Here is a 21,992-nt window from a genome sequence, read left to right on the forward strand (position 1 = left end):
CCATCATCATCTGAATCGGAAAAAGCAGAAACAACACCTGAGAAAGGAGAAGAAGACAAAGAGAAAAAAGGCGGTGTTCTCGCAACCTATCATGATATCCGCAGTGGTGAAAAAAAAGAAGTCAAAGTTGGTAATCCGCCGTTTCATGAACTCAAATACACCTACCATAACCAATCAGAGGCTGTTGCGGCCATTGCAGCTTATCGCAATAAATCATCACGCGGTAAGTTTTCTTTCTCATGTGATATCGGTGGTGATCCCTTTGTACAAGCAGAAGCAAAGCTTGTTCAAGAGCCCCCTTTCCGCCCCTATTTTCCAGCAGAATGGCGTATCAAAAGTGTTAAGCACAAACTTGATAAAACGGGCGGTTACACCACAAAAATAGAATGCGAACTTTTTGATGCATCGCAAGAAGATGCAGCTGGAAACGTTGCAAACACCACACCAGACAAGGACGATATCCTTGATCCAAACGCCCCACCAGACGCATGCGACGAAGGCGAAGACGTCATCCATATGGATGAAGAGGATACATAAATAAAGCTATCTTATCTAATGATGATAAAAAGCATATTCTTATCCGAAAAAAGAAATCCAATTTTTAGTTTACTATTCCTAAAAATACAGCCAAACAACGTTCAATCTCTAGCATTTCCTTTGCTTGAAGAGAGCCAAAAATGGAACTCATTTTGTCACATCTTACCGTCATAATCTTATCAATCATTACTTGCGAAGGTTTTTGCAAACCATTTTTAGCGTTTGGCTGAATCGTAATGCGGAGTAATGGCGCATCAACAAGTGTACTTGTAATTGGTAAAACCGTCATGCTGGTATGTTCACTAAATTGATTAGCTTGAATGATCAATGCGGGTCTTGGTTTACCAAAATCGCCTTGCATCGCTATTGTTACGAGAGATCCACGCATTATTCTGTCCAGCCATCAACATCCATTAAAGATTGATCCATAAATAACTGCATAGATGTATCAGCTTTATCCATTTTTGCCACTAAGCGACACTGACGGCGGCACTCTTCTGCAAAATTTGGCTGGCGGGTATCTGGAACCCAAATCTGTATTAAGCGCAAACCTGCTTTTCTTTGCGCATTGCGATGTTTTTGAACCCGTTCATTAACGTGCATTGTACCCATAATAAAATCTCCATTATGTTTCATGTAACGTATAACACAGAAAAAAGTTACATGAAACGAGATTTTTAATAAAAGGCAATAATTGCAATTTTTAATATTCACTCATCCCTGCTTTTTGCGGGGCTTTTTTTATGGAGAATCATATGCGAAAAATATCATCAGAAGGACTTGCACTTATCAAACAATGGGAAGGTTTGCGTTTGAACGCCTATAAAGATGCCATTGGAGTGTGGACAATAGGTTATGGACATACAAACAGTGCTGGAAAACCTTTTATTTAGGAAGGCATGACAATCTCTGAAAAGCAAGCAGAAGAATTTCTTTGCCAAGATTTAAGACAATTTGAAAATGCCGTTGCACGCGCTGTTACAGTTTCATTAATAGATGAACAATTTGCGGCGTTAGTGTCATTTTGCTATAATGTAGGAATAGGAGCATTTTGTAACTCGACACTGTTAAAAAAGCTCAATCAAGGTGAATATGAAGCTGTCCCTGCAGAGCTACAGAAATGGACCAAAGCAGGCGGAAAGCGTCTTGAAGGTCTCGCACACCGACGTGCGGCAGAAACAGGCTTATGGGCAAAAGGGGCTTATGTTTCCTCCAATTATCAAACAGTAGAAACGCAAGCACCAACGGGGGTTTTCAAAGCAGAAGCGCTTGCACCTATTATTGGTTCTTTCTCAGGTCTTGGCGGCTTGTTAGCAGGCAATGGACCCATCCAATGGGCTTTGGCAACCATTATGGTCTTAGCCGCATGTGCTGGTATTTTCTTTGTTGCTAAACGCTTTCAGGAGCACCGCCTATGATCTTATGGATGAAAAGAAATCGGATGCTAACAGGCTCGGCTTTAGCCGTTTTTTTTATGATTTTAGCAAGAGTTTTTACTCTTGGGAAAAAAGCAGAGCAACAAAAGCAAACAGAAAAAGCTTTAAAAGCAGCCACAACACGTCTGGAGGTGGAAAGTGAAGTTAATCAAAAAAGTGATGCTGATGTGCGTGCTGCTCTCTCTGACTGGTTGCGCGACAAATAAATATGCTTCTTCTTGTGTTGGCTGGTTGCCAATTTATTTAAGCCGGCAAGATCTGAACGCCATCAGTTCAAACTTAGCAAGAGAGATCTTAAAGCACAATAATCTAGGTGAACGCGTGTGTGGGCGGAAACATGGTTAGAAAAAAAACACAAGACGATATAGAGCTTACAGAAGCAGAAAAAGAAATCCTTCAAGAAATCATCATGACCTACAAAAGTGTAAAAGTGATGTCTCGTTATACGAAATGGCTTGTACTCATTATACTCTTATTAGCGCTTGATTTTTCACGTATTATGGATGCGTTTGTAAGTATTTTTACACAAAAACCAAATATCCGGCTCTAAACATACTTTGAGACGCGCGAAATTCTTTAGAAAATGGTTTCTTAATTTTGCTCGTCTCATGGAGGCGATAGAGAATGTCTTTGCGCATTTAAAACAGTGGTTCTCAAAGAATTCAAAAAATTATTAGAGAATGTTGGAGGAAAAAGATGAGCTTTGTAACGGTATGTTGGAAAATCCTATTCCCGAACTTTTGTTAATGTTCCCGAACCTTAAAAAAGATTACAAAGAATCAATACGTTATACATAGGAGAAAATTGGATGGCGGAGAGAGAGGGATTCGAACCCTCGATATGGTTTCCCATATACACGCGTTCCAGGCGTGCGCCTTCAACCACTCGGCCACCTCTCCAGAAGTTTGCACTATACCCAGAAAGAAATAACGTGCAAGTCTAAACTATACATTCAAAACTCAAAAAACAAATTCATTTATTAAAGTAAGAGCTTATATCTGTTGAATAACAAGCACATCCTTTCTTTTTAAGAAAAAACTTTTTCCGTGGATAGGTTTGGATAATACAATAATGGGAATAAAAAGATTGTCACCAGTTATAAACTTTCATGCTCATTTACGCACTTTCTGCTTCATAAAAAAATACTTCTCTTAAAATTGGCATATAGTCCATGGTGTTACACAACCAAATAATTAAATATCTCTCGCTTAACACCATTGATTACCTTAATAATAAATAGAATAATAACGATATGAACTTCTTATATCCCTAATATTAAAATTGTTTATCCAGATAATAAATTTCATTTCAATAAAAATTATTTTCAATCTCCTTCTTCCCTCCAAGGATGAAAATACTTAGTCACTATAACTTTGATTACAAACCACTCTCTCTTAAAATGAGATCTACCTGCTAATCACTTTTATGTTTCAGATAATATATAAGATATTGATTTATAATCATAAATTACCGTTTATACATTATAAAAACATCGAATATCGCAATTTTTTCTCATCATAATCCCTTTCATATTGAATTAATTAAAATCACTTGCTTATACATCATAAGCGGGGATGATGGTATGTGGGGGGAAGAACATTTTAAGAGAGGATAAGTGCCTCTTATGCATTTTCTCAAATAGCACAAATTTTTGCAACATTGAGGGCTGTAAAATAGTGTGATGGTGTCAGTTTTCCCCTTCATAGAATTACAGAATAAGCCCTACTCTAAATCCTCTATTCAATTTCACACTTCTATATTTAGTTGATACTAAAGAAAATAAAATTTAGATAAAAAAGGCATTTGCATTTTTAATTTAATATGTATAAGTATATCTTATTTTCTGAAGTGAAAAAATAGTCTCAATTTTGGTAAAATACAAAATCATAAAGATGCAAATCTGTTTTCATTTTTACCATATACTTTTAAATTCAGCTTTAAAGTTTTCAAAATATCTAAAGTAATCTCTATTATTTAAAAGAGATTACGTCTTATTTCATACTTTTGATTATTGCATTCTTTAAGTGGGATATGCTCTCATAACAAAACAAAATACTCTAAGAATACTATTTTCTTTCTCATCCACATGTTTGTTTAAAAAAACATCTTTTAAAGCTTGTCACATCTATCTCATACGGTGTCCATGAATAGTATAGAATCTATTGGATAGCATCATCTTTCCTTAAATAAAAAGTACGAGCCAAGTACCATAACGCTATTTATCCCCTAATGTTGCAATATCCCTTGCTATTTGAGAGAATGCATAAAAGGCATTTATTCTTTCTTAAAGTGTTTTTATCCACATGCTGCTCCTCCTTGTGACCTATAAAGAATAATTTTTATTAATTCAATATAGAGAAATTTAAAAAGAGAAAACCTTACGATATTCAGGGCTCTCATTATGTAAAACGATAAATTATCATTATAAATTAATATGCTGCCTATAATCATCCTAAAGGATAATGTTTTACAGCACTAAAGATCTGATTACTCTGCAAAATGAGCTAGCTCGTTCCTCCCCTTAATGTTCTTTATCACCTTATATCTTTGCTTAGAGCACGTACAGCTCGTGCAGTTTCACATTGTAGTGCTTTTTGTGCTAAAATTTTCATATCCTCAAAACTATGAGTCTGTAAACACGCCTTTACTGGAGAAATATCGCAAGATATCATAGAAAGCTCATTAATTCCCAACCCAGTCAAAATCATTGCACCAAAAGGATCTCCAGCCATGCCACCACATACACTAACCCAACACTTATGTTGTGCAGCTCCCTTAATAGTCTGATAAATCATACGCAAAACTGCTGGATCAAGGCTATCAGCTTCAGACACAAGGTACGGATTTTGCCGATCAACAGCCATTGTATACTGTGTTAGGTCATTGGTTCCAATCGAGAAAAAATCAACATAGGCGCTCAACACATCTGCCATAATAGCAGCTGCTGGAACTTCAATCATAATGCCAAGTTTTAATTTTGGTGCATCAATATCATTGCGGATTTCTTCTGCAATCTTTTTTATAGTGACAATCTCTGAAACAGACATTACCATCGGGAACACAATCCATAGATCTCCGCTCTCTTTTGCTGCTCGATACAAAGCACGTAATTGAGGCACCAAAAGATCACGTCGACGTAACAAAAGCCGTGTTCCTCGAACACCTAAAAAAGGATTGTCCTCTTTAGATAAATGTAAATGCGTAACCTGTTTATCCCCACCAATATCGAGCGCACGAATAATTAATGGCTTATCTCCTACAGCTGTAATCATCGCCCTATATATATTGAATTGTAGCTCCTCATCCGGAATATGTGGATTCTCTAAAAACAAAAATTCCGTGCGCATGAGTCCAACACCTTCAGCCCCCAAATCAAGCGCAACAGGAACCTGATTTGCGTAGTTGACATTAGCCATGATACGAATTCTTTGACCATCTGTCGTTTGCGCTGGTAATCTACACGCACTTATTTCACGGACACGTTTTTGTGCAACAGTATCAATATGCCTTTGAGCATCTTCAACGTCTTCAAGCGTAGGATCAAGGTAAATAAACCCGTTACCGCCATCAATAATAGCCTGAATATCAGACTGAATCGCTAAAATATCGTCACCTGCAGCAACAACCATTGGAATACCAAGAGTACGCGCCAAAATAGCTGTATGAGATAATGGACCTCCCCATGCTGTTGCTAATCCTTTTACCCTTGTACAATCAAGCTGTGCTACATCAGAAGGAGAAAGGTCATTTGTAACCAGAATTACACCATGTGGAATATCATTTAAAAAGAACGATCTATAGGATGGATTGATTTCACCTAAAACACGTCGACCGACATCAACTAAATTAACAGCACGTGCAGCTAACAAAGGATTATCTACCTTAAAAAACATATCTGAAAATTGACGAACCGCTCTATCCCAAGACCAAGCGACACCATGACCTTCTGCTATAAAACGACAAGCTTGAGCTATTAAATTTTCATCTTCAAGCAAAACCATTTGCGCAGAAAAAATCGCAGCAGAATCTGCCCCCATACGCACTGTAATATCAGAAATCACAGATGCCATTTTATGTTTTGTTTTTGTAAGAGCATTTTCAAGACATGCTGCACCAGCTGCAAAATCAATTGGCTGGTCTATTATGGAAATATCATTTTGCCTTAAAACAAAAATCTTACCAAATGCTAATCCTGAACTTGCTCCAACACCAGAAATGCCTTTTTTCATAGAGCGTGGATACCAACTATGAAAAGTCTTTGTTTGAGATTCCATTGCTCTCATCAGGCATTTTTCACTAATACTCACTTTTTTTGCAATAGCAATGGCATCATTGAGGAGTTGTGCTCCTTCTGCAGCATCTGTAGAAAAAATTAGAACATCACCGTTTTTTGCTCCTAATTGCAATAAACCAACCAAATTTTTCATTTCAACGGTATATTGACCATGGCGAACTCTGATAGGATTTTGAGCCTTTTTTGCAAAATCAACCCAAAGAGAAGCTGGTCGTGCATGAAGACCACTGGGATAATCTAAAGTCCATTCCTGACACACCGAAAGGTCACCAATAAAAGTTTTTTCTATCTTCATATCTTGATCAAACAAAGTTGTAACAATTTGCTGTTTGTCCATAGTTGTTGCAAGTACTTCAAGCTGTTTTTTATCAAATAAAAGAGACGTCAATTTTTTACAAATTTCTATATAGCGATCTGGACATGCTGCAATAGCAATAACCAAATGTGCTTTCTTGCCATCCTGCCACTCAACACCAGCAGGAACCTGTATAACAGCAACAGCGTCCTTGATAATTAAATCACGATTTTCAGCCATACCATGAGGAATGGCTATACCATTTCCAAGCCAAGTATTGGTTGTTTCTTCACGTGCGAGCATGCTTGCCAGATAACACTTATCAACTGCACCAACCTGCACAAGCAATTCAGCAGCAGCATAAATTGCATCATTTTTATGATCAAAAGCAGCTGCAAGTTGTACAGATATTATAGACAAGATTTCACCCTCGGTAAAATCTACATTCATTGCTTCTGCTTTCTCACATCTCATCATGAATTCAAATTGCCTCACATTTGAACACCAATATCTCTGATAAATTCCTTTCCAAAGCTGCATTTCCCAAATACAAGCTACAAATACCACCAAAGCTCTCTTTAAATATTTTACGGAATATAGCTAAGTGAGGTGCTTAAATACCTCAATATAACCAATAATACAATTGGATATTATCATCTAGCGAGGTGCCTAAAACCATCACATGCGAGTCTGCCTCTTACTCTTTTACTTTACAAAGACAAAACCCCGATTTTTATAGCGCCAATCACCTGAAAAACTATGTTTTAAAAACGCTCTCATTATCCCAAGTTATTCAACATAACTTCTCATTATTCTCCCTACAAAAAAGCATCCTTCCCAACCATCTGTAACTTCAGCTAATATTTTAACTGATTCCTCAAAGTTTATTTAACCTATTATTCCCCTTTATAAATTCATTACATAATTACAAATTTCTCCATGCAACTTATCATCTTTAAAATTCCGCGCATCTCATCCGATGATACCAACCCCTCAATGTATAACATTTGTATATTTTAAGCTACTCCTTTACTTCAATCAATATCGCAAACACACAATGCCCACTGTCGCACATTTGCAAAGTACGAGTATGCCCATCCCCTAAGCACCATTATCAACTACTAAAATCAAAAAAACTCTACTAATAAGATAAATAAAGTAAAAAATGAAAAGCAATTATTGCCTTAACCCTAGCTCTTATGCCTGTTTATTTTCAACAATGCACAATAATAGTGAAATCAGCAAAAATATTCTTGAAGAGCGCTGATTGCACATTGGTTATTTTTATATCTTTAAACACCGTCCTCCTTAAAAATATAATTTCACTCTTGATTTACCGAAAATTCCTTAATGCACGCCACTTTCAAAGTAGTTTTGACTGCCATCTTATGGATTTTTTATCCCTATGTCCTTTTAAATGAATAACCTCACCTATCCGTGCCACCACCTACAAACAGTATGACAACTCATCAATACCACAATGCCGATAAAAAGACTCATCTTTATCAAAATGATTACATAAATAATGCTTTCATTAAATTCCTCATAATTTCCTGAAAACAAACCGCTTCTCTTATAAAGAAATTACTCAACACTTCTTCATGTATAAAAAGAAAGTCTCTCTTCACTATTATTATACAAAAATTTAGCAACAAATTCTATGATAATATCAATACGTTCAGTACTAAATACTAATGTAACACCGCACAAACTTCTTCCCTCATTGAAAAAAGTCATTTCCCTAATTCTACCTTTTTCGTATATCTTCTACATTTATTATAGTACCAACGAAAAAAGGGAAAGATGAGATTCTATCTTTCCCTTTTAATACTTATAAAACCACAACTACAATTCAATGAAATCCTGCTGATTGCTGGAGAGTGTTACAGATTACTCTGCTGCCTCCACCATAGGAATGACTGAAACATAGGAACGATTACCCGCTTTGCGCTGAAAAAAAACCTTTCCATCTGATAATGCAAAAAGCGTATGGTCTTTTCCAATGCCGACATGGTTGCCAGGATGCCAACGTGTACCACGCTGACGAATAATAATATTTCCGGCAATAACTGTTTCACCACCAAATTTTTTAACGCCTAGACGTTTCGATTCTGAATCGCGACCATTACGCGAGGAACCACCAGCTTTTTTATGTGCCATAGACGCTCTCCTTTAATCTTTCTTACTCTTTGATGCTACAGACGCTTTCTTCTGCGACGTAATCTTTTTTTCAGCCGTTTTTTTAGCCGTCTTCTCAACAGAAGCAGCAGCTTTTGTTTCTTTTGGTGCAGTTGCTTCTTCTTTTATCGGTTCCGCAGCTGCTTTTTTAGGTTTTGAACCACCCATTAAAATTTCTAAAACACGAAGCCTCGTAAATTCTTGACGATGACCACGTGTGCGTTTAGAATTTTGACGACGGCGCTTCTTAAATGCGATAATCTTGCGCCCACGTGCCTGTTCTACAATCTCAGCTGTCACCAATGCATCAGCAACGACAGGAGTACCAATAACCGCATTACCTTCTTGCCCAACCATCAATATGTTATTGAATTCAACAATATCACCCGCATTTCCACTAACTTTTTCAACTTTTACCACTTGATTAGCAACAATGCGGTATTGCTTACCACCAGTTTTAATGACCGCGAACATTTTTTATCCTTCCGTTCACTCCAGCTCTTATTTAATTTCTGCCTTGAAATAAGGGAAAATAGGCTGCTTTTTATCAGTCGTAATAGATTGTAAAGAAGGATAAAACCTTCTTCAACATAAATATGCGCAGATTTCCCCACGCTCATATTCCGTATATATGAAGGAATTTCTATTCTCTGTCAATAAAGTCCCATAAAAAAGAAAAAAAGGTTGTACCAAAAACAATTGAAGGTTATCTACCCTTATACACTCAAATAGTGCCGATTTTTGTTTCACTTTATTATGGAGAGATGGCTGAGTGGTTGAAAGCACCGCACTCGAAATGCGGCATAGGGGCAACTCTATCGGGGGTTCAAATCCCTCTCTCTCCGCCAAAGTTTATAAAGCAGATATTATTAAAATGTCTTTAATCGTAGCTTGCCAGCAGGTTTTGTATAATTTGCCACTAGGTTTTGTACCAATTTATTTTTCTATAGGTTTTCAAGACTTTTCAAAGCTCTTTATTGTTTTTGCAAATAAATTCTCATTCTTACAATTTTTGTACTTTTTTGATTTTCTGTCACATAAATCTAGTTCAGATAATAAGAGAACGCATAGTAAAATTAAATAATTATCTCATATTTCTCTCTCATTCTACTTTTGCTTAGTTAGTACAAAACCTCCTGTCAAATTATATTTATTTTGCACGTCTTGCTTGAATATGTGCTAGCAACCCTAATGTTGAACTATCACGATTATCCGCTTTACTTTCTCCACGAAGAATTGGTAGTAACTCGTTTGCTAACTCTTTACCAAGTTCAACACCCCATTGATCAAATGAATTAATATTCATTAAAATCCCTTCAACAAAAATACGATGTTCATAAAGCGCAATAAGACGACCGAGTGCAAAAGGTGTTAATAAATCTTGAACCAGCGTAATACTGGGACGGTTTCCTTTAAAACTTCTATGAAATGCTAAATGATCTGCTTCAGCCTCATCAACTCCATTTTTTATCAAGATATGCCGAGCATCTTCAATACTACGCCCCTTCATCAATGCTTTTGACTGCGCTAAACCATTTGCTAGCAATATCTCATACATAGAATGTAAATTTTTCTCATGCCCTTTTATAAATAAAATAAATTCTACAGGAATAATATCTGTTCCTTGATGCAAAAGTTGAAAAAAAGCATGTTGACTATTTGTTCCTGAATCCCCCCAAACAATCGGACCACTTGAAAAACTTAATGGTTTTCCATCCAAAGAAACTTGCTTACCATTTGATTCCATATCAAGCTGTTGTAAATAAGCTGGAAAATGTATTAAACGCTGTGCATAAGGAATGATAGAACGTGATGAATAACCACAAATAACACGATGCCAGAATCCTAAAAGAGCAAAACGAATAGGAATATTTTTATGCAAAGGCATAGTTTTAAAATGTTGGTCCATTTGCAATGCACCATTGAGAAATTGGCGAAAATTTCCACCACCTATTGCAAACATAACAACAAGTCCAATGGCTGACCAAATCGAATAACGTCCTCCAACCCAATTCCAAAATTTAAAAACTCTGGTGGAATCTATGCCAAATTCTGCCACTTTATCAAGCGCACTTGAAACAGCAACAAAATGCGTACCAACGGCTTCTTCTCCCAAATGTGAACAAATCCACTGACGTGCAACTTGAGCATTTACCATTGTTTCAGCCGTTGTAAAAGTTTTAGAAGCAATGACAAACAGCGTTGTTGCTGGATTCAAAATAGAAAGAGTATCAGAAATATGGGCACTGTCAGCATTAGAAACAAAATGACACTGTGGACCATCATGATAAGGTTTTAAAGCATATGTGACCATTGCAGGACCAAGATCAGAACCACCAATACCAATATTGACAATATCACTTATTCTCTCGCCACTGTTTCCCTTATAGCTGCCATCCCGCACCTTTTCAGAAAATCTTTCCATATCTTCAAGAACGTCTTGAACATCGCGAATAAGATTATGACCATCCAACATGAAAATTTCATCAGCAGGTAAACGTAATGCAATATGAAGAACTGAGCGTTTTTCAGTTGTATTAATCGCCTTCCCAGAAAACATTGCATCACGCCGGCCTAACACATCTGCTGCGACAGCTAAATCATCTAGAAGTTGCAATGTTTTAAATGTCACACCACATTTTGAAAAATCGAAAAGAAGATCATCGAGTCTGAGGGAAAAATGGGAAAAACGCTGTTCATCTTCTACAAAATGCCGACGAATATCATAGACTCCATCCTTTGCGGCATGGTTTCTTAAAGCTTTTAATGTGGCTTCAAAAGCCTTTTCATTTCGAATCGAAAAGCTATCTCCCATAAGCTTATCCTATACGGTTATTGATAATGAAATCTATGCCCAAACAATACAAAGCAGAAAGCGTCTCCTTTATTGCTCGCTATTTTCACTGCTCACATAAAAATGAAGGAATATACAAAATAAAAGGATAAGATCCGAAAATGATGTTTTTACAAGAATAAACTTAATAAACTTCCAAATCTTTTCTATCAGAGATATCATTAACTTGGTTGAGTTCTTTTGTTAAGCGTAAATCTTCTTCTGCTTTTGGTCTTATAAAACGTCCCAAAAAAAGATAAACAACCGGTGTGACATAAAGCGTAAAAATAGTTGCTAAACCTAAGCCACCAACGATAACCCAACCTAAAGCTATACGAGCTTCTGCGCCAGCACCTTTGGCTAAAACCAAAGGAATACCTCCTAAAATGGCACAAATCATTGTCATACAAACTGGACGAAGTCGAATATTTGCTGCTTCTTCTACGGCTTCACGCACGCTTCTTCCCTGATCCCGTAATTGATCTGCAAATTCAACAATGAGAATACCATTTTTTGCCATAACGCCAATTAACAAAATTAGTCCAATTTGGCTGTAAATATTAAGACTCACACCACTTAATAGCATAGCAATTACAGCACAACCAATCCCTAATGGGACCGTGGCCATGATAATGAATCCTGAAATAAAGCTTTCAAACTGAGCAGCCAAAATCAATAAAATAATCAAAAAGGCAATGCCAAAAACAATCATAAAATTGGAAGATGTTTCATTAAGCGTTTCAGCTTCCCCCAAGGGAACCACGTAGATTCCTTTCGATAACAAAGGAGAAGCAATTTTCTGTACAGTTTGGTAAGCTTCCCCTAAAGCGATACCTGGAGCAAGATTTGCGCTTAAAATAACAGCGCTCATGCGTTTTTCCCGTTTTAATTGGGGAGCGATAGCTTTTTCATGTAAACGCGCAATAACCGATAAAGGAACATATCGATTGTCCTTAGTCTTTAAAAAAATATTTTCTAAATCACTAGGACTCTTCATAGAATTTTTACGCGATATCAATTTAACATCGTAAGAATGATCATCCACGTTAATGGAACCAATCTTTTTACCATCCAACATTGCTTGTAATGTATCGCCCAAATTGGTGATATCAATCCCTAAATCGGAGGCTTTTTTTCGATTGATTTCAATAAAAAATTGTGGTTGTGTGGTATCAACAGTAAGACGTGGTCGAATAAAACGCGAATCATCTTGTAAAACGCTCACCAGCTTATCAGCAATGGGTTGTAGTGTTGCGTAATCATTCCCAAGAATTGCGAACTGTAACCCTTGCCCAGTTCCTCTCACACCTAGAGAATTTCCCTGCGCAGCAAATACAAAAACTGCCGGAAACTGTCTAACCTTTGCATTAACATCCTTCAGAATTTCTTGCTGACTACGTAAACGTTTATCCCAAGATGAAAGCAATAAAACCAAAAAAGCAATATTGGGTGAACCACCAATACCCGCGATAGAGTAACTATTAGCAATTTCCCCTGCATCACGTAATGGCTTTAGACTTGCTTCAATTTGCTCTACCTGCTCGTTCAAATATTGTGTTGAAATACCTTGTGGTCCATTAATGACCAAAAAGATAAGAGCTCTGTCTTCTGCTGGGGTTAATTCCTGTTGTAGTTTCATATAGCCTCCAACACAAAGACCCGCAAAAATAAGTGAAGCAAAAACAACAGACCAAGGCTTTTCTAAACACTTATGCAAACTGTAAGTATATGCCTTATGAAAAAAAGTACCTAATTTATATAAAAAAGTAAAATGATGGGCCTTTTCTTCTTTCTCCTCAATATGTTCTTTGAGAAAACGTGAAGCCAACATGGGACAAAGCGTTAAAGCAACAATTGAAGAAAGCAAAATAGAAATTGCCAAAACAAAACCAAATTCTCTAAAAAGCCCTCCAATTTGCCCAGGAAGAAAGGAAATAGGAACAAATACGGCCACTAAAGTCAATGTTGTTGCGACAACAGCAAAAAAAACTTCACGGGTTCCTATCACCGCTGCAGCTCTGGAACCTAACCCCATATTGCGCCATCGAACAATATTTTCCAGAACAACAATGGCATCATCCACAACAAGCCCTGTTGCTAAAACAAGTCCTAAAAATGTGAGAATATTCAATGAAAACCCTACAAGATAAATAGCTGCAATGGTACCAATCAAAGCAACAGGAAGAGACAAAGCAGGTATCAGTGTTACACGAATGTCTCTGAGAAAAAGAAAAATGACTAATATAACACTCAAAATAGCAATGACCAACGCAACCTCAACCTCATGAAGGGCACTTTTAATAAAAATTGCATCGTCATTAATAACGTCTATATGTACAGAAGAAGGAACAATGCTTTTGAGATTATCAACAACGGCTCTTACACCTTGAGAAATATTAAGAGTGTTGGATTGTGCTTTACGCACGATACCTAATCCAATACCTGTCTTTCCATTGATACGAAGAATTACCGTTTCTATATCTGGCGATAAAGTAACATGCGCAACATCACCAAGATGCACATAAGGCTTTAAAACAACTTGTTCAAAAGATTCTGGTGTTGTTAAACGTGCAGTGGCACGGACAACTAAAGTTTGCTTAGAATTGCGTAATGATCCTACTGGTACATCCGTTGTCATATCAGCAAGAACACGTGAAATATCTGCTACAGTTAATCCATAACTTGCAAGTTTTGCTTGATCTATATCAATCTGAAAAATCTTTGTGCGAGCACTATCAACCTGTACATCACCGACACCATCAACAGCAGAAATTGCATCAACAATCTGATCGTTTACAATCGTTGTTAAATCATCAATACTCATTGTTGGTGACGTCACAACCAAATACATCATAGCCGCAGCATTCGAATCTGCTTTAATGATCAAAGGAGAATCTGCATTTTTTGGTAAAGAATAAGCAATCCGAGACAGAGCATCACGAATATCAGATGCCGCTACATTCAAATCAACACCGACATTAAAATTAATCTGCACACGAGAGCGTCCAAATGAAGATGTTGAAGAAATCGTCTTAACACCTGAAACACGAGAAACAGCATCTTCTATAACTTTTGTTACTTCACGATCAATGGTTTCTGCTGACGCACCAGAAAACATCGTCACAATCGTTGTTACTGGAGTATCAACATCGGGTAATTCTCTTACATCAACATTTAACCATGCTGCAAATCCTGCAATGATGATCATAGCATTTAAAACAAAAGTAAAAACCGGTCTACGAATAAATAAGGCAATGAGACCACCTTGCTCCACCTTTGACATAGGCTGTTTTGTACTCAATTCTTGGCTCATTGTATATCCGTTCCATAAACCGCTGATAATTGCTGTTGATGGGACTTTGGATCATCAATGGTTACTTTACTTCCTGGATAAAGCATTTGCACCCCTTGAATGACAACTTGATCACCATTTCCTAGGGGAGCTTTCACGAAAACCTGATCCGCTTTATGCTGAATAATTGATACGGGAATAGACTCTACTTTTCCTTCTCTCACACGCCAAACGAATGACCCTTTACTATTCCATTGAACCGCAAGAGGATTAACGACAGGAAAAGAACCACCATAAAATTGCAATACAACAGAAAAGGACATACCAGACATGAGCGTATCTTTTTCATTATTGATTTCAACCTGAGCATGAAGCGTGCGACTTTCTGGATCAACAATATTATCAATCGCATAAATATGACCAACAAAAGATTTATCTGGCTGCGCAGTTAATGTTGCCGTTACCTCATCTCCTTTATGGATGCGCGACACATATCGTTCAGGGGCCCATATATCGACCAAAATGCGTTCTCTATTCTCAATACGGCCTATTACAGTATTAAGGGTCACGTTATTCCCCACATCAACGGGCAAAATACCAACAACTCCAGGAATCGGTGCACGAATTGTTCGCCTATCGAGATCTAATTCAGCATTACGCAAAACTAAATTTGCATTATCCAACTCTAAGCGTGCTGTAATTTCTTGAACTTCCGTTGCTGTATTGCTGGCGCGTAATTTAAGAATGCGCGAAAGCGTTAATGCATTATTATCACGTTGTACTTTTGCTTTTGCAACTGCGATTTCCTCTTTTTTAGAATCAAGCTTTGCAATCACATCATCGACTTGTACTTTTGTACCAGCTGATACAAAAAGCTTATCAATAACACCTGAGGATAAAGGGGTAAGCTCGACTTCTGCAAGAGCTTTTCCACTTCCAAGAACGTTAAGTTGTTCATAAAAATCTTGAATTTTTACAAGATCAACCACAACATTCACCGGTGGTCTTCCCATTTTTTCCTTTGAAGCTTTATACGATACTCTTGTTTTATTCACCATAGAAATGGGTTGTTCTACACTCTTTTTTCCAGCCCAATAAGTAACCGTTAAAACGACGATTAAAAACACCAATGGAAAGCTCTTTTTTAATAACGCCATACATCCACTCTTGCTGTGTCATGTTCATCTGAAATAGTTTTCAACAGTAATATCGGCGTGTTACACAAAAACCAAACAGCGGGTGTATATATCCTATCCCCACCGCAAAAAACACATCTCATCTCTGCTTGACTATCTTTCATAGATTAAAACGTCAAGTTAACTATCGTTCATATTGCTTTGTATGGTCACAACAAAAAAATGATCATATCAAAACCAACTGAAACCATAATATATTATATCCTTTTTTAAAATATCTCATAAAAAAGAGAGTTTTTTTTATTACTATCCAAGTTTCACTTGCATTTCTTTAATGAAACGATTAGGAAGCCTTTGTCTTAGATAATGTAAAAAATTGAAATGTATGCACCCGTAGCTCAGCTGGATAGAGCACCAGACTACGAATCTGGGGGTCAGGAGTTCGAATCTCTTCGGGTGCGCCATCTATCAAAGTATCTCCTTATAAATTCAGGCTCTTTAAAATTCTTTATTTTGTGATTTATTTTTGCCTATCTTTGTTTTTTGTATTTTGTTATTTCATTCTGTTGTGAGTCGTTTCTTTAGCCATTTTGCTAGAATAGGATGTTATGAGTCCTTCAATTCAGCCTCAAGGTGTTTTTATTAGCTAATAATCATAACGATTGCATGAGCAGTGTGTGTTGTTGTTTTCTTTTTCAATCTATGCGCTTGTTTTGGGTCTCTTCCGAATTATACTCTTTAAATCAGTTGGATAATTTTTTACGTGCTTATTTCTAACTTTTCCATAACTGGATGTTTCTGAATATTTTATTTCTGACAGTCCCATCTTAAGAGGGACTTCAGATGTGCCACCATAAAACACTTATGGTATCCATTAATATCATTAGCATTTTGTTGCAAATCAAAGCTTCTTTTCGAGATATTTTTAATTGAACTAAACGTATTTTTACTGCTTAAAAGCAAAGAAATTTTTTTCCTAAAAAACAATGAAACTCTTCTCGTGCTTCTTTAACATTATCTCTTGCATAGCATATCATCAACTTCTATGATATCTTAATATTTTCTGTTCTCTATGAATTCTTCTAATTAATCCATGGGGTACAGATCCCGAACATTAGTAAAAGCTAAGTTTAAACAATTTTTCCATGCCTAAAACAGATATTGAAATTGCTCGCACTGCTAAAAAGCAGCATATTATTGAAATTGCACAAAAAATTGGTATCTCACATGAAAATCTCATTCCCTATGGTCATGATAAAGCTAAAATTTCTTCTGAATACATAAAATCGCTTAATAAAAATCCAGATGGTAAACTTATCCTCGTCACAGCTATCAATCCCACACCTGCCGGAGAAGGCAAAACAACAACAACAGTTGGTCTAAGTGATGCTCTTAATCTTATTGGAAAAAAAACAATAGCTACCTTGAGAGAACCGTCTTTAGGTCCCTGTTTTGGTGTAAAAGGTGGTGCTGCTGGTGGTGGTTATGCGCAAGTCGTTCCAATGGATGACCTTAATTTACATTTTACCGGTGATTTTCATGCTATTACAGCTGCTCATAATCTTCTTGCCGCAATGATCGATAATCATCTTTATTGGGGAAATACTCTAAACATTGATCCGCGTCGCATTGTTTGGAAACGCGTTCTTGATATGAATGACCGTGCATTGCGCGATATTATTATTTCATTGGGGGGCATAACAAATGGTTTTCCACGCCAAACAGGTTTTGATATTACTGTTGCGTCAGAAATTATGGCACTTCTTTGTCTCTCTGAAAATTTAGAAAACCTTACACAAAGACTCAAAAAAATTATTGTTGCTTATCGTTATGATAAAACGCCCATCACCGTTTCTGATCTCAATGCGGAAGGTGCAATGGCAGTTCTTCTCAAAGACGCTATACAACCCAATCTCGTACAGACAATTGAAAATAATCCTGTTCTCGTTCATGGAGGACCTTTTGCCAACATTGCTCATGGTTGCAATTCAGTTATAGCAACAAAAACTGCTTTAAAACTTGCTGATTATGTTGTCACAGAAGCAGGGTTTGGAGCAGATCTTGGAGCAGAAAAGTTCTTCAATATCAAATGTAGGCAAGCAGGTATTGTACCAAATGCTACAGTGATCGTGGCAACTATTCGTGCATTAAAAATGAATGGTGGTGTGGATAAAAATAACCTGACAGAAGAAAATATCACCGCTTTAGAAAAAGGAACAGCCAATCTTTTACGACATATAAAAAATATGGAGCACTACGGTATTCCTTGTGTTGTGGCTATTAATCATTTTGACAGCGATAGCGATGCTGAAATAAAAACATTACAAAAAATAGTTGCAACAACTGGACACAAAGCTATTATCTGTAAGCATTGGGAACAAGGTGGAAAAGGCGCTATAGAACTTGCACAAGAACTCGTTACCTTGATTGAAGAAAAACATTCTCATTTTAAAGTTTTATATCAAGATAATATTCCGCTCGTTCAAAAAATTAATTGTATTATAACAAAGCTATACGGTGGGCGTGGCGCCATCATCTCAGCCCCTATTCTCAAACAACTTGAATCTTGGGAAAAAGAAGGTTTTGGTGCCTACCCTATTTGTATGGCAAAAACACCTTATTCTTTTTCTTCTGATCCCAAGCAATATGGTGCTCCTGTTGATTTTGAAATTCCCGTACGAGAAGTTCGTCTCTCCGCAGGAGCCGGCTTTATTGTTGTCATTTGTGGAGATGTTATGACCATGCCGGGACTACCCCATTATCCCACGGCTGAAAAAATTCATCTTGACGAAAATGATCAAATACAAGGACTTTCATAAATTTATAACCATAAATTCTATGTATTCATTTTAATTATGTATTCATTATAAAAAGCGTTTTATTGCTAAAAGAATAGAATTTTAAAAAGCGATATAGACAAATGTCTTATTTATATGATATAGATGCTTGTCCTTTTAGATATGCCTTTAAAAGGACGTAGGTTTTTTCTATCATTTATGACACTGAAAAAAGCAGGATAGATAGTGCAAGTACTCGTTCGTGATAATAATGTTGACCAAGCGCTCCGTGCGTTGAAAAAAAAGATGCAGCGTGAAGGTATCTTCCGTGAAATGAAAATGCGTAGTTATTATGAGAAGCCATCTGAGAGGCGTGCTCGTGAAAAAGCTGAGGCTATTCGTCGTACACGTAAGCTTGCTCGTAAGCGTGCGCAAAGGGAAGGTTTTGTTAGTAACGGGCGAACTGTTGCGGTAAAGTAATATACTTTATGTAATTGCATAAGCAGTAGATAGTAAGCTTCCAGAAAATTTTATCTTCATAGGCGATTGCAATAAATTGCTTGTGTGTGGGTTTTTCTGTACAATGTTATCTAATATGTTAGTTATCTGAAAATAATAAGGTTTCTGTCATAGCGGTGGTTTTTTTCACTCTTATATTTCAAAAACAGATAACAAACTACACTTTAGATATTTAAGCAACTTGTTCCTATGTAAATTGAGTGTGAGGTATTTTATTATCACTGTTCGCTATAATTTTTTCCTTCTGGATATCTCTTAATAACTGTTTCTTATGTACAAATTTCATGATGGTTTTCTTTTTTTGTTATTAAATATTCTATATCTTTCGAACATCCTAGGTCAGATTACAAAACAAAAATAACTATCGCAATATACGATTGTATGTAAAAATATGATATCAAATGCATAATCCTCTTTCCCTTCAGTTATGTAACAAAACGATATAATTCTATAACTTTTTATATCTCTTGACTCTGTCTCTCTAAAGGATGACGAATTTCAACCGCTGCACTAAAGATTCTTTTTTCTTGATAAATTTCTTCTATTCATCACTTATGTAATTACCCTCATAAGTGTATCCAATAACCCCTTCTATTTCATTCAACTTTCTTCTATACTGAGTTAGAGAAAAAATTGACAATAAACAGAGAAAACACTGTATTTTTAATATGGATGAATGCGCTTTATGTTACCATTTTTGATGGAAATATTTTTACAATTTAAATAACGAGTTAAAGTTTTTAACGCGTTGATTTATCATTATAAGTAATCGTTTTTCGTATTAAGTAATAATTCTGAATAACGTAAAGTTTCTCAACACCTTCTCATATTGAACCAATCAAGATTATTTTCTTGTACATCATAAGCAGAGTTAGTATGAAAATAGAATAAAAGCTATTTAAGAAAAAAATAAAAAGACTTCTTACGAACGCCATAAATAATAAGAACTGTATAGCATTGAGAACTGGTAAATAGAATGATGGATCCAGCTTATCTATCGGATAAGCATTATCATTGCATAAGATTATGGTATAACAAATTTTATAAAATGGATTATCACGAAAAATTGTCCTGTTAAAATTAGCCCTTCATATATCAATCTGCTCTATAGTGTTGCTCATATTTTATGTTTAAATGTTTTATTCATCGTATTATTTTGTCCATTCAAAACTTCTCTTCAAGCCACATGATAACCCTTTACTGAACAGCTCTTTGTTCATAATATGCATACATGTACTTTTACTTCGAGAAACAAACTCAGAAAAGAAATGCAATACTTTAGCCCTAATTTCCTGTACAAAAACTGCCACGGACCCAGCATACTTTACTGTTTTATCACGCGTACAGCTACATAAAAATCCACTGTTTATTTATACCTATCCCCTCATAAACAAGATAAGCACTAAGAAATACAAACTTTTGTTTTCCTTATTTTGCTATTCTCGTAACAATTTTTTCATTGTTTAGATCTCTTTAACGAGCGATATGTCATAATTTTTATCCGTTTCTAGTCTTATCTTTCAGATTTTAAATTTCCAATATATGACGAAATAAAGGAGTTCAGTGTGCAAAATTCTCGTTGGTTTCGCTTTTCAATACTCGCAGCATGTATCTTAATAGCAACAGTCATTGTATTGGAGTCGCCTCATTTGTTGCATGCACAAACATTTAATCAAAATTTAGGGCCCAGTGGTTTACCACTTCCCCGATTTGCTTCGATTAAACCCACCAGCGTTAATGTACGCGTCGGACCAGGAAGCAACTATTCTATCATTTTTACCTACAAAAAAAAGGGTTTGCCTATTGAAATCATCCAAGAATATGATCAATGGCGCAAAATTCGTGATGCAGAAGGCGATGAGGGGTGGGTGTTTCAATCACTTTTATCGGGAAAGCGAACTGCTATAACTATTCCATGGCAAAAAGATAAAACAAAAAGGCTAATGCTGCGAAAAAACCCCACCGACAACGCAGAACTTGTGGCGGAAGTAGAACCTAATGTCATTGGTAATATCCGCCAATGCGATGGACAATGGTGCGAACTAAACATTAATAATACGCGCGGATGGCTTCAACAACCCCAGTTATGGGGAATCTATCCTGATGAAAAAGTAAAAGGTTGGTGAACGCTCCAACTTATCAAGTTTAATTTTTATTCCTCATTGAATATCCTCACTGCCTATCACAAGATTGATTTTTTGGTTTCAATCGCACGATCAAATCAACATGTGAAATTTCCATACCTGCTGGTGGCTTGGGCAAATTTCTAATAATGGGAGCTTCTTCCAAATTGTAAGGAATATCAAGAATACGATTTTCGCCTTCTATATAAAAATGGTAGTGATCAGAGGTATTGGTATCAAACCAAGTCTTAGAACCTTCTACGGCAATAATCCGTAACAATCCCGCTTCTGTAAATTGATGAAGCGTATTATAAACCGTTGCTAGAGATACAGGTACACCTGCCCTCACCGCTTCCTCATAAAGCTCTTCAGCAGTAATATGACGATTTCCTTGAGAAAAAATCATATGTGCAAGTTCCACCCGCTGACGTGTTGGACGCAGACCATTTTGACGCAAACGTTTTTCTAACATAGAAATGGAATAATATTGCACAATTTTTCCACACTCTTTTGTAAACTGTTGCTCCTCATTCATATCTAAATTGTCTGCACTCACTGACATATTACAAACC

At 36.4% G+C, this 21,992-nt stretch carries 14 protein-coding genes, 3 tRNA genes and 2 pseudogenes; 9 read left to right on the top strand and 10 right to left on the bottom strand.

The window, feature by feature from the left end:
* Positions 1 to 537, top strand: a pseudogene (locus ACFIJS_RS00005) (late control protein); the annotation flags it as partial.
* Between the two features lie 64 nt (positions 538 to 601).
* On the opposite strand, the gene ACFIJS_RS00010 reads toward ACFIJS_RS00005, so the two are convergent.
* Together ACFIJS_RS00010 and ACFIJS_RS00015 are read right to left on the bottom strand one after the other, a co-directional pair.
* A complete protein-coding gene (locus tag ACFIJS_RS00010; RefSeq protein WP_375648650.1) occupies positions 602 to 925 on the bottom strand; it encodes a type II toxin-antitoxin system PemK/MazF family toxin in 324 nt (107 codons plus the stop codon).
* A complete protein-coding gene (locus ACFIJS_RS00015) occupies positions 925 to 1,149 on the bottom strand; it encodes an antitoxin MazE family protein (RefSeq protein WP_375622779.1) in 225 nt (74 codons plus the stop codon). The genes ACFIJS_RS00010 and ACFIJS_RS00015 overlap by 1 nt, the downstream gene beginning before the upstream one ends.
* A 143-nt stretch (positions 1,150 to 1,292) precedes the next feature.
* Between ACFIJS_RS00015 and ACFIJS_RS00020 the strand changes: the two are divergent.
* The 3 genes and pseudogenes from ACFIJS_RS00020 (at position 1,293) to ACFIJS_RS00030 (ending at position 2,523) form a co-directional block, all read left to right on the top strand.
* Positions 1,293 to 1,955: pseudogene (locus ACFIJS_RS00020) on the top strand (lysozyme).
* Positions 1,952 to 2,179, top strand: a complete 228-nt coding sequence (locus ACFIJS_RS00025) for a hypothetical protein (RefSeq protein ID WP_375648652.1) — start codon at positions 1,952 to 1,954, stop codon at positions 2,177 to 2,179. Before ACFIJS_RS00020 ends, ACFIJS_RS00025 begins: the two are co-directional and overlap by 4 nt.
* A 131-nt stretch (positions 2,180 to 2,310) precedes the next feature.
* Positions 2,311 to 2,523 (top strand): hypothetical protein, encoded by a 213-nt coding sequence (locus ACFIJS_RS00030; RefSeq protein ID WP_375644022.1) that lies wholly within the window; start codon positions 2,311 to 2,313, stop codon positions 2,521 to 2,523.
* 259 nt (positions 2,524 to 2,782) lie between these two features.
* On the opposite strand, the gene ACFIJS_RS00035 is transcribed toward ACFIJS_RS00030, so the two are convergent.
* From ACFIJS_RS00035 to rplU, 4 genes are all read right to left on the bottom strand, one after another.
* Positions 2,783 to 2,872: transfer RNA gene (locus ACFIJS_RS00035), tRNA-Ser, on the bottom strand.
* Between the two features lie 1,635 nt (positions 2,873 to 4,507).
* The gene (gene ptsP, locus ACFIJS_RS00040; RefSeq protein WP_375648654.1) at positions 4,508 to 7,039 is read right to left on the bottom strand and encodes a phosphoenolpyruvate--protein phosphotransferase; all 2,532 of its coding nucleotides are present in this window, start codon (positions 7,037 to 7,039) and stop codon (positions 4,508 to 4,510) included.
* Positions 7,040 to 8,452: 1,413 nt separating this feature from the next.
* Positions 8,453 to 8,722 (bottom strand): 50S ribosomal protein L27, encoded by a 270-nt coding sequence (gene rpmA / locus ACFIJS_RS00045; RefSeq protein ID WP_375648656.1) that lies wholly within the window; start codon positions 8,720 to 8,722, stop codon positions 8,453 to 8,455.
* A 12-nt stretch (positions 8,723 to 8,734) separates the two neighbouring features.
* On the bottom strand, positions 8,735 to 9,214 hold the full coding sequence (gene rplU / locus ACFIJS_RS00050) for a 50S ribosomal protein L21 (RefSeq protein ID WP_375648658.1): 480 nt from the start codon (positions 9,212 to 9,214) through the stop codon (positions 8,735 to 8,737).
* A gap of 284 nt (positions 9,215 to 9,498) precedes the next feature.
* Between rplU and ACFIJS_RS00055 the strand changes: the two genes are divergently transcribed.
* Positions 9,499 to 9,588: transfer RNA gene (locus tag ACFIJS_RS00055), tRNA-Ser, on the top strand.
* A gap of 302 nt (positions 9,589 to 9,890) precedes the next feature.
* Here ACFIJS_RS00055 and pgi read toward each other — a convergent pair.
* The 3 genes from pgi to ACFIJS_RS00070 all read right to left on the bottom strand — a co-directional run bounded on the left by pgi (position 9,891) and on the right by ACFIJS_RS00070 (position 16,022).
* Positions 9,891 to 11,555, bottom strand: coding sequence for a glucose-6-phosphate isomerase (gene pgi, locus ACFIJS_RS00060; RefSeq protein WP_375648660.1), 1,665 nt, complete (start codon positions 11,553 to 11,555; stop codon positions 9,891 to 9,893).
* A 163-nt stretch (positions 11,556 to 11,718) separates the two neighbouring features.
* Entirely contained in the window at positions 11,719 to 14,886 is a 3,168-nt protein-coding gene (locus tag ACFIJS_RS00065) for an efflux RND transporter permease subunit (RefSeq protein ID WP_375648662.1), read from the bottom strand.
* Positions 14,883 to 16,022, bottom strand: coding sequence for an efflux RND transporter periplasmic adaptor subunit (locus tag ACFIJS_RS00070; protein WP_375648664.1), 1,140 nt, complete (start codon positions 16,020 to 16,022; stop codon positions 14,883 to 14,885). The genes ACFIJS_RS00065 and ACFIJS_RS00070 overlap by 4 nt, the downstream gene beginning before the upstream one ends.
* A 366-nt stretch (positions 16,023 to 16,388) precedes the next feature.
* Between ACFIJS_RS00070 and ACFIJS_RS00075 the strand changes: the two genes are divergently transcribed.
* From ACFIJS_RS00075 to ACFIJS_RS00090, 4 genes are all read left to right on the top strand, one after another.
* Positions 16,389 to 16,465, top strand: a tRNA-Arg gene (locus ACFIJS_RS00075).
* 681 nt (positions 16,466 to 17,146) lie between these two features.
* Entirely contained in the window at positions 17,147 to 18,820 is a 1,674-nt protein-coding gene (locus tag ACFIJS_RS00080; protein WP_375624711.1) for a formate--tetrahydrofolate ligase, read from the top strand.
* Positions 18,821 to 19,024: 204 nt separating this feature from the next.
* The gene (gene rpsU / locus ACFIJS_RS00085; protein WP_273717519.1) at positions 19,025 to 19,258 is read left to right on the top strand and encodes a 30S ribosomal protein S21; all 234 of its coding nucleotides are present in this window, start codon (positions 19,025 to 19,027) and stop codon (positions 19,256 to 19,258) included.
* Between the two features lie 1,604 nt (positions 19,259 to 20,862).
* Entirely contained in the window at positions 20,863 to 21,423 is a 561-nt protein-coding gene (locus ACFIJS_RS00090; protein WP_375648667.1) for an SH3 domain-containing protein, read from the top strand.
* Positions 21,424 to 21,469: 46 nt separating this feature from the next.
* Here ACFIJS_RS00090 and irrA read toward each other — a convergent pair whose 3' ends face one another.
* Entirely contained in the window at positions 21,470 to 21,982 is a 513-nt protein-coding gene (gene irrA / locus ACFIJS_RS00095) for an iron response transcriptional regulator IrrA (protein WP_375648669.1), read from the bottom strand.
* Positions 21,983 to 21,992 lie beyond the last annotated feature (10 nt).

Source organism: Bartonella sp. OT172YNZD, assembly GCF_042193725.1.
GTDB classification, from domain to species: domain Bacteria; phylum Pseudomonadota; class Alphaproteobacteria; order Rhizobiales; family Rhizobiaceae; genus Bartonella; species Bartonella grahamii_A.

What these genes read in the sequence shown, in the direction of transcription:
- ACFIJS_RS00025 (WP_375648652.1), top strand. Translation starts at nt 1,952, where the DNA reads ATGATCTTATGGATGAAAAGAAATCGGATGCTAACAGGCTCGGCTTTA.
- irrA (WP_375648669.1), bottom strand. Translation starts at nt 21,982, where the DNA reads ATGTCAGTGAGTGCAGACAATTTAGATATGAATGAGGAGCAACAGTTT.
- ACFIJS_RS00030 (WP_375644022.1), top strand. Translation starts at nt 2,311, where the DNA reads ATGGTTAGAAAAAAAACACAAGACGATATAGAGCTTACAGAAGCAGAA.
- ACFIJS_RS00010 (WP_375648650.1), bottom strand. Translation starts at nt 925, where the DNA reads ATGCGTGGATCTCTCGTAACAATAGCGATGCAAGGCGATTTTGGTAAA.
- pgi (WP_375648660.1), bottom strand. Translation starts at nt 11,555, where the DNA reads ATGGGAGATAGCTTTTCGATTCGAAATGAAAAGGCTTTTGAAGCCACA.
- rpmA (WP_375648656.1), bottom strand. Translation starts at nt 8,722, where the DNA reads ATGGCACATAAAAAAGCTGGTGGTTCCTCGCGTAATGGTCGCGATTCA.
- ACFIJS_RS00065 (WP_375648662.1), bottom strand. Translation starts at nt 14,886, where the DNA reads ATGAGCCAAGAATTGAGTACAAAACAGCCTATGTCAAAGGTGGAGCAA.
- rplU (WP_375648658.1), bottom strand. Translation starts at nt 9,214, where the DNA reads ATGTTCGCGGTCATTAAAACTGGTGGTAAGCAATACCGCATTGTTGCT.
- ACFIJS_RS00080 (WP_375624711.1), top strand. Translation starts at nt 17,147, where the DNA reads ATGCCTAAAACAGATATTGAAATTGCTCGCACTGCTAAAAAGCAGCAT.
- ACFIJS_RS00070 (WP_375648664.1), bottom strand. Translation starts at nt 16,022, where the DNA reads ATGGCGTTATTAAAAAAGAGCTTTCCATTGGTGTTTTTAATCGTCGTT.
- ACFIJS_RS00015 (WP_375622779.1), bottom strand. Translation starts at nt 1,149, where the DNA reads ATGGGTACAATGCACGTTAATGAACGGGTTCAAAAACATCGCAATGCG.
- ptsP (WP_375648654.1), bottom strand. Translation starts at nt 7,039, where the DNA reads ATGATGAGATGTGAGAAAGCAGAAGCAATGAATGTAGATTTTACCGAG.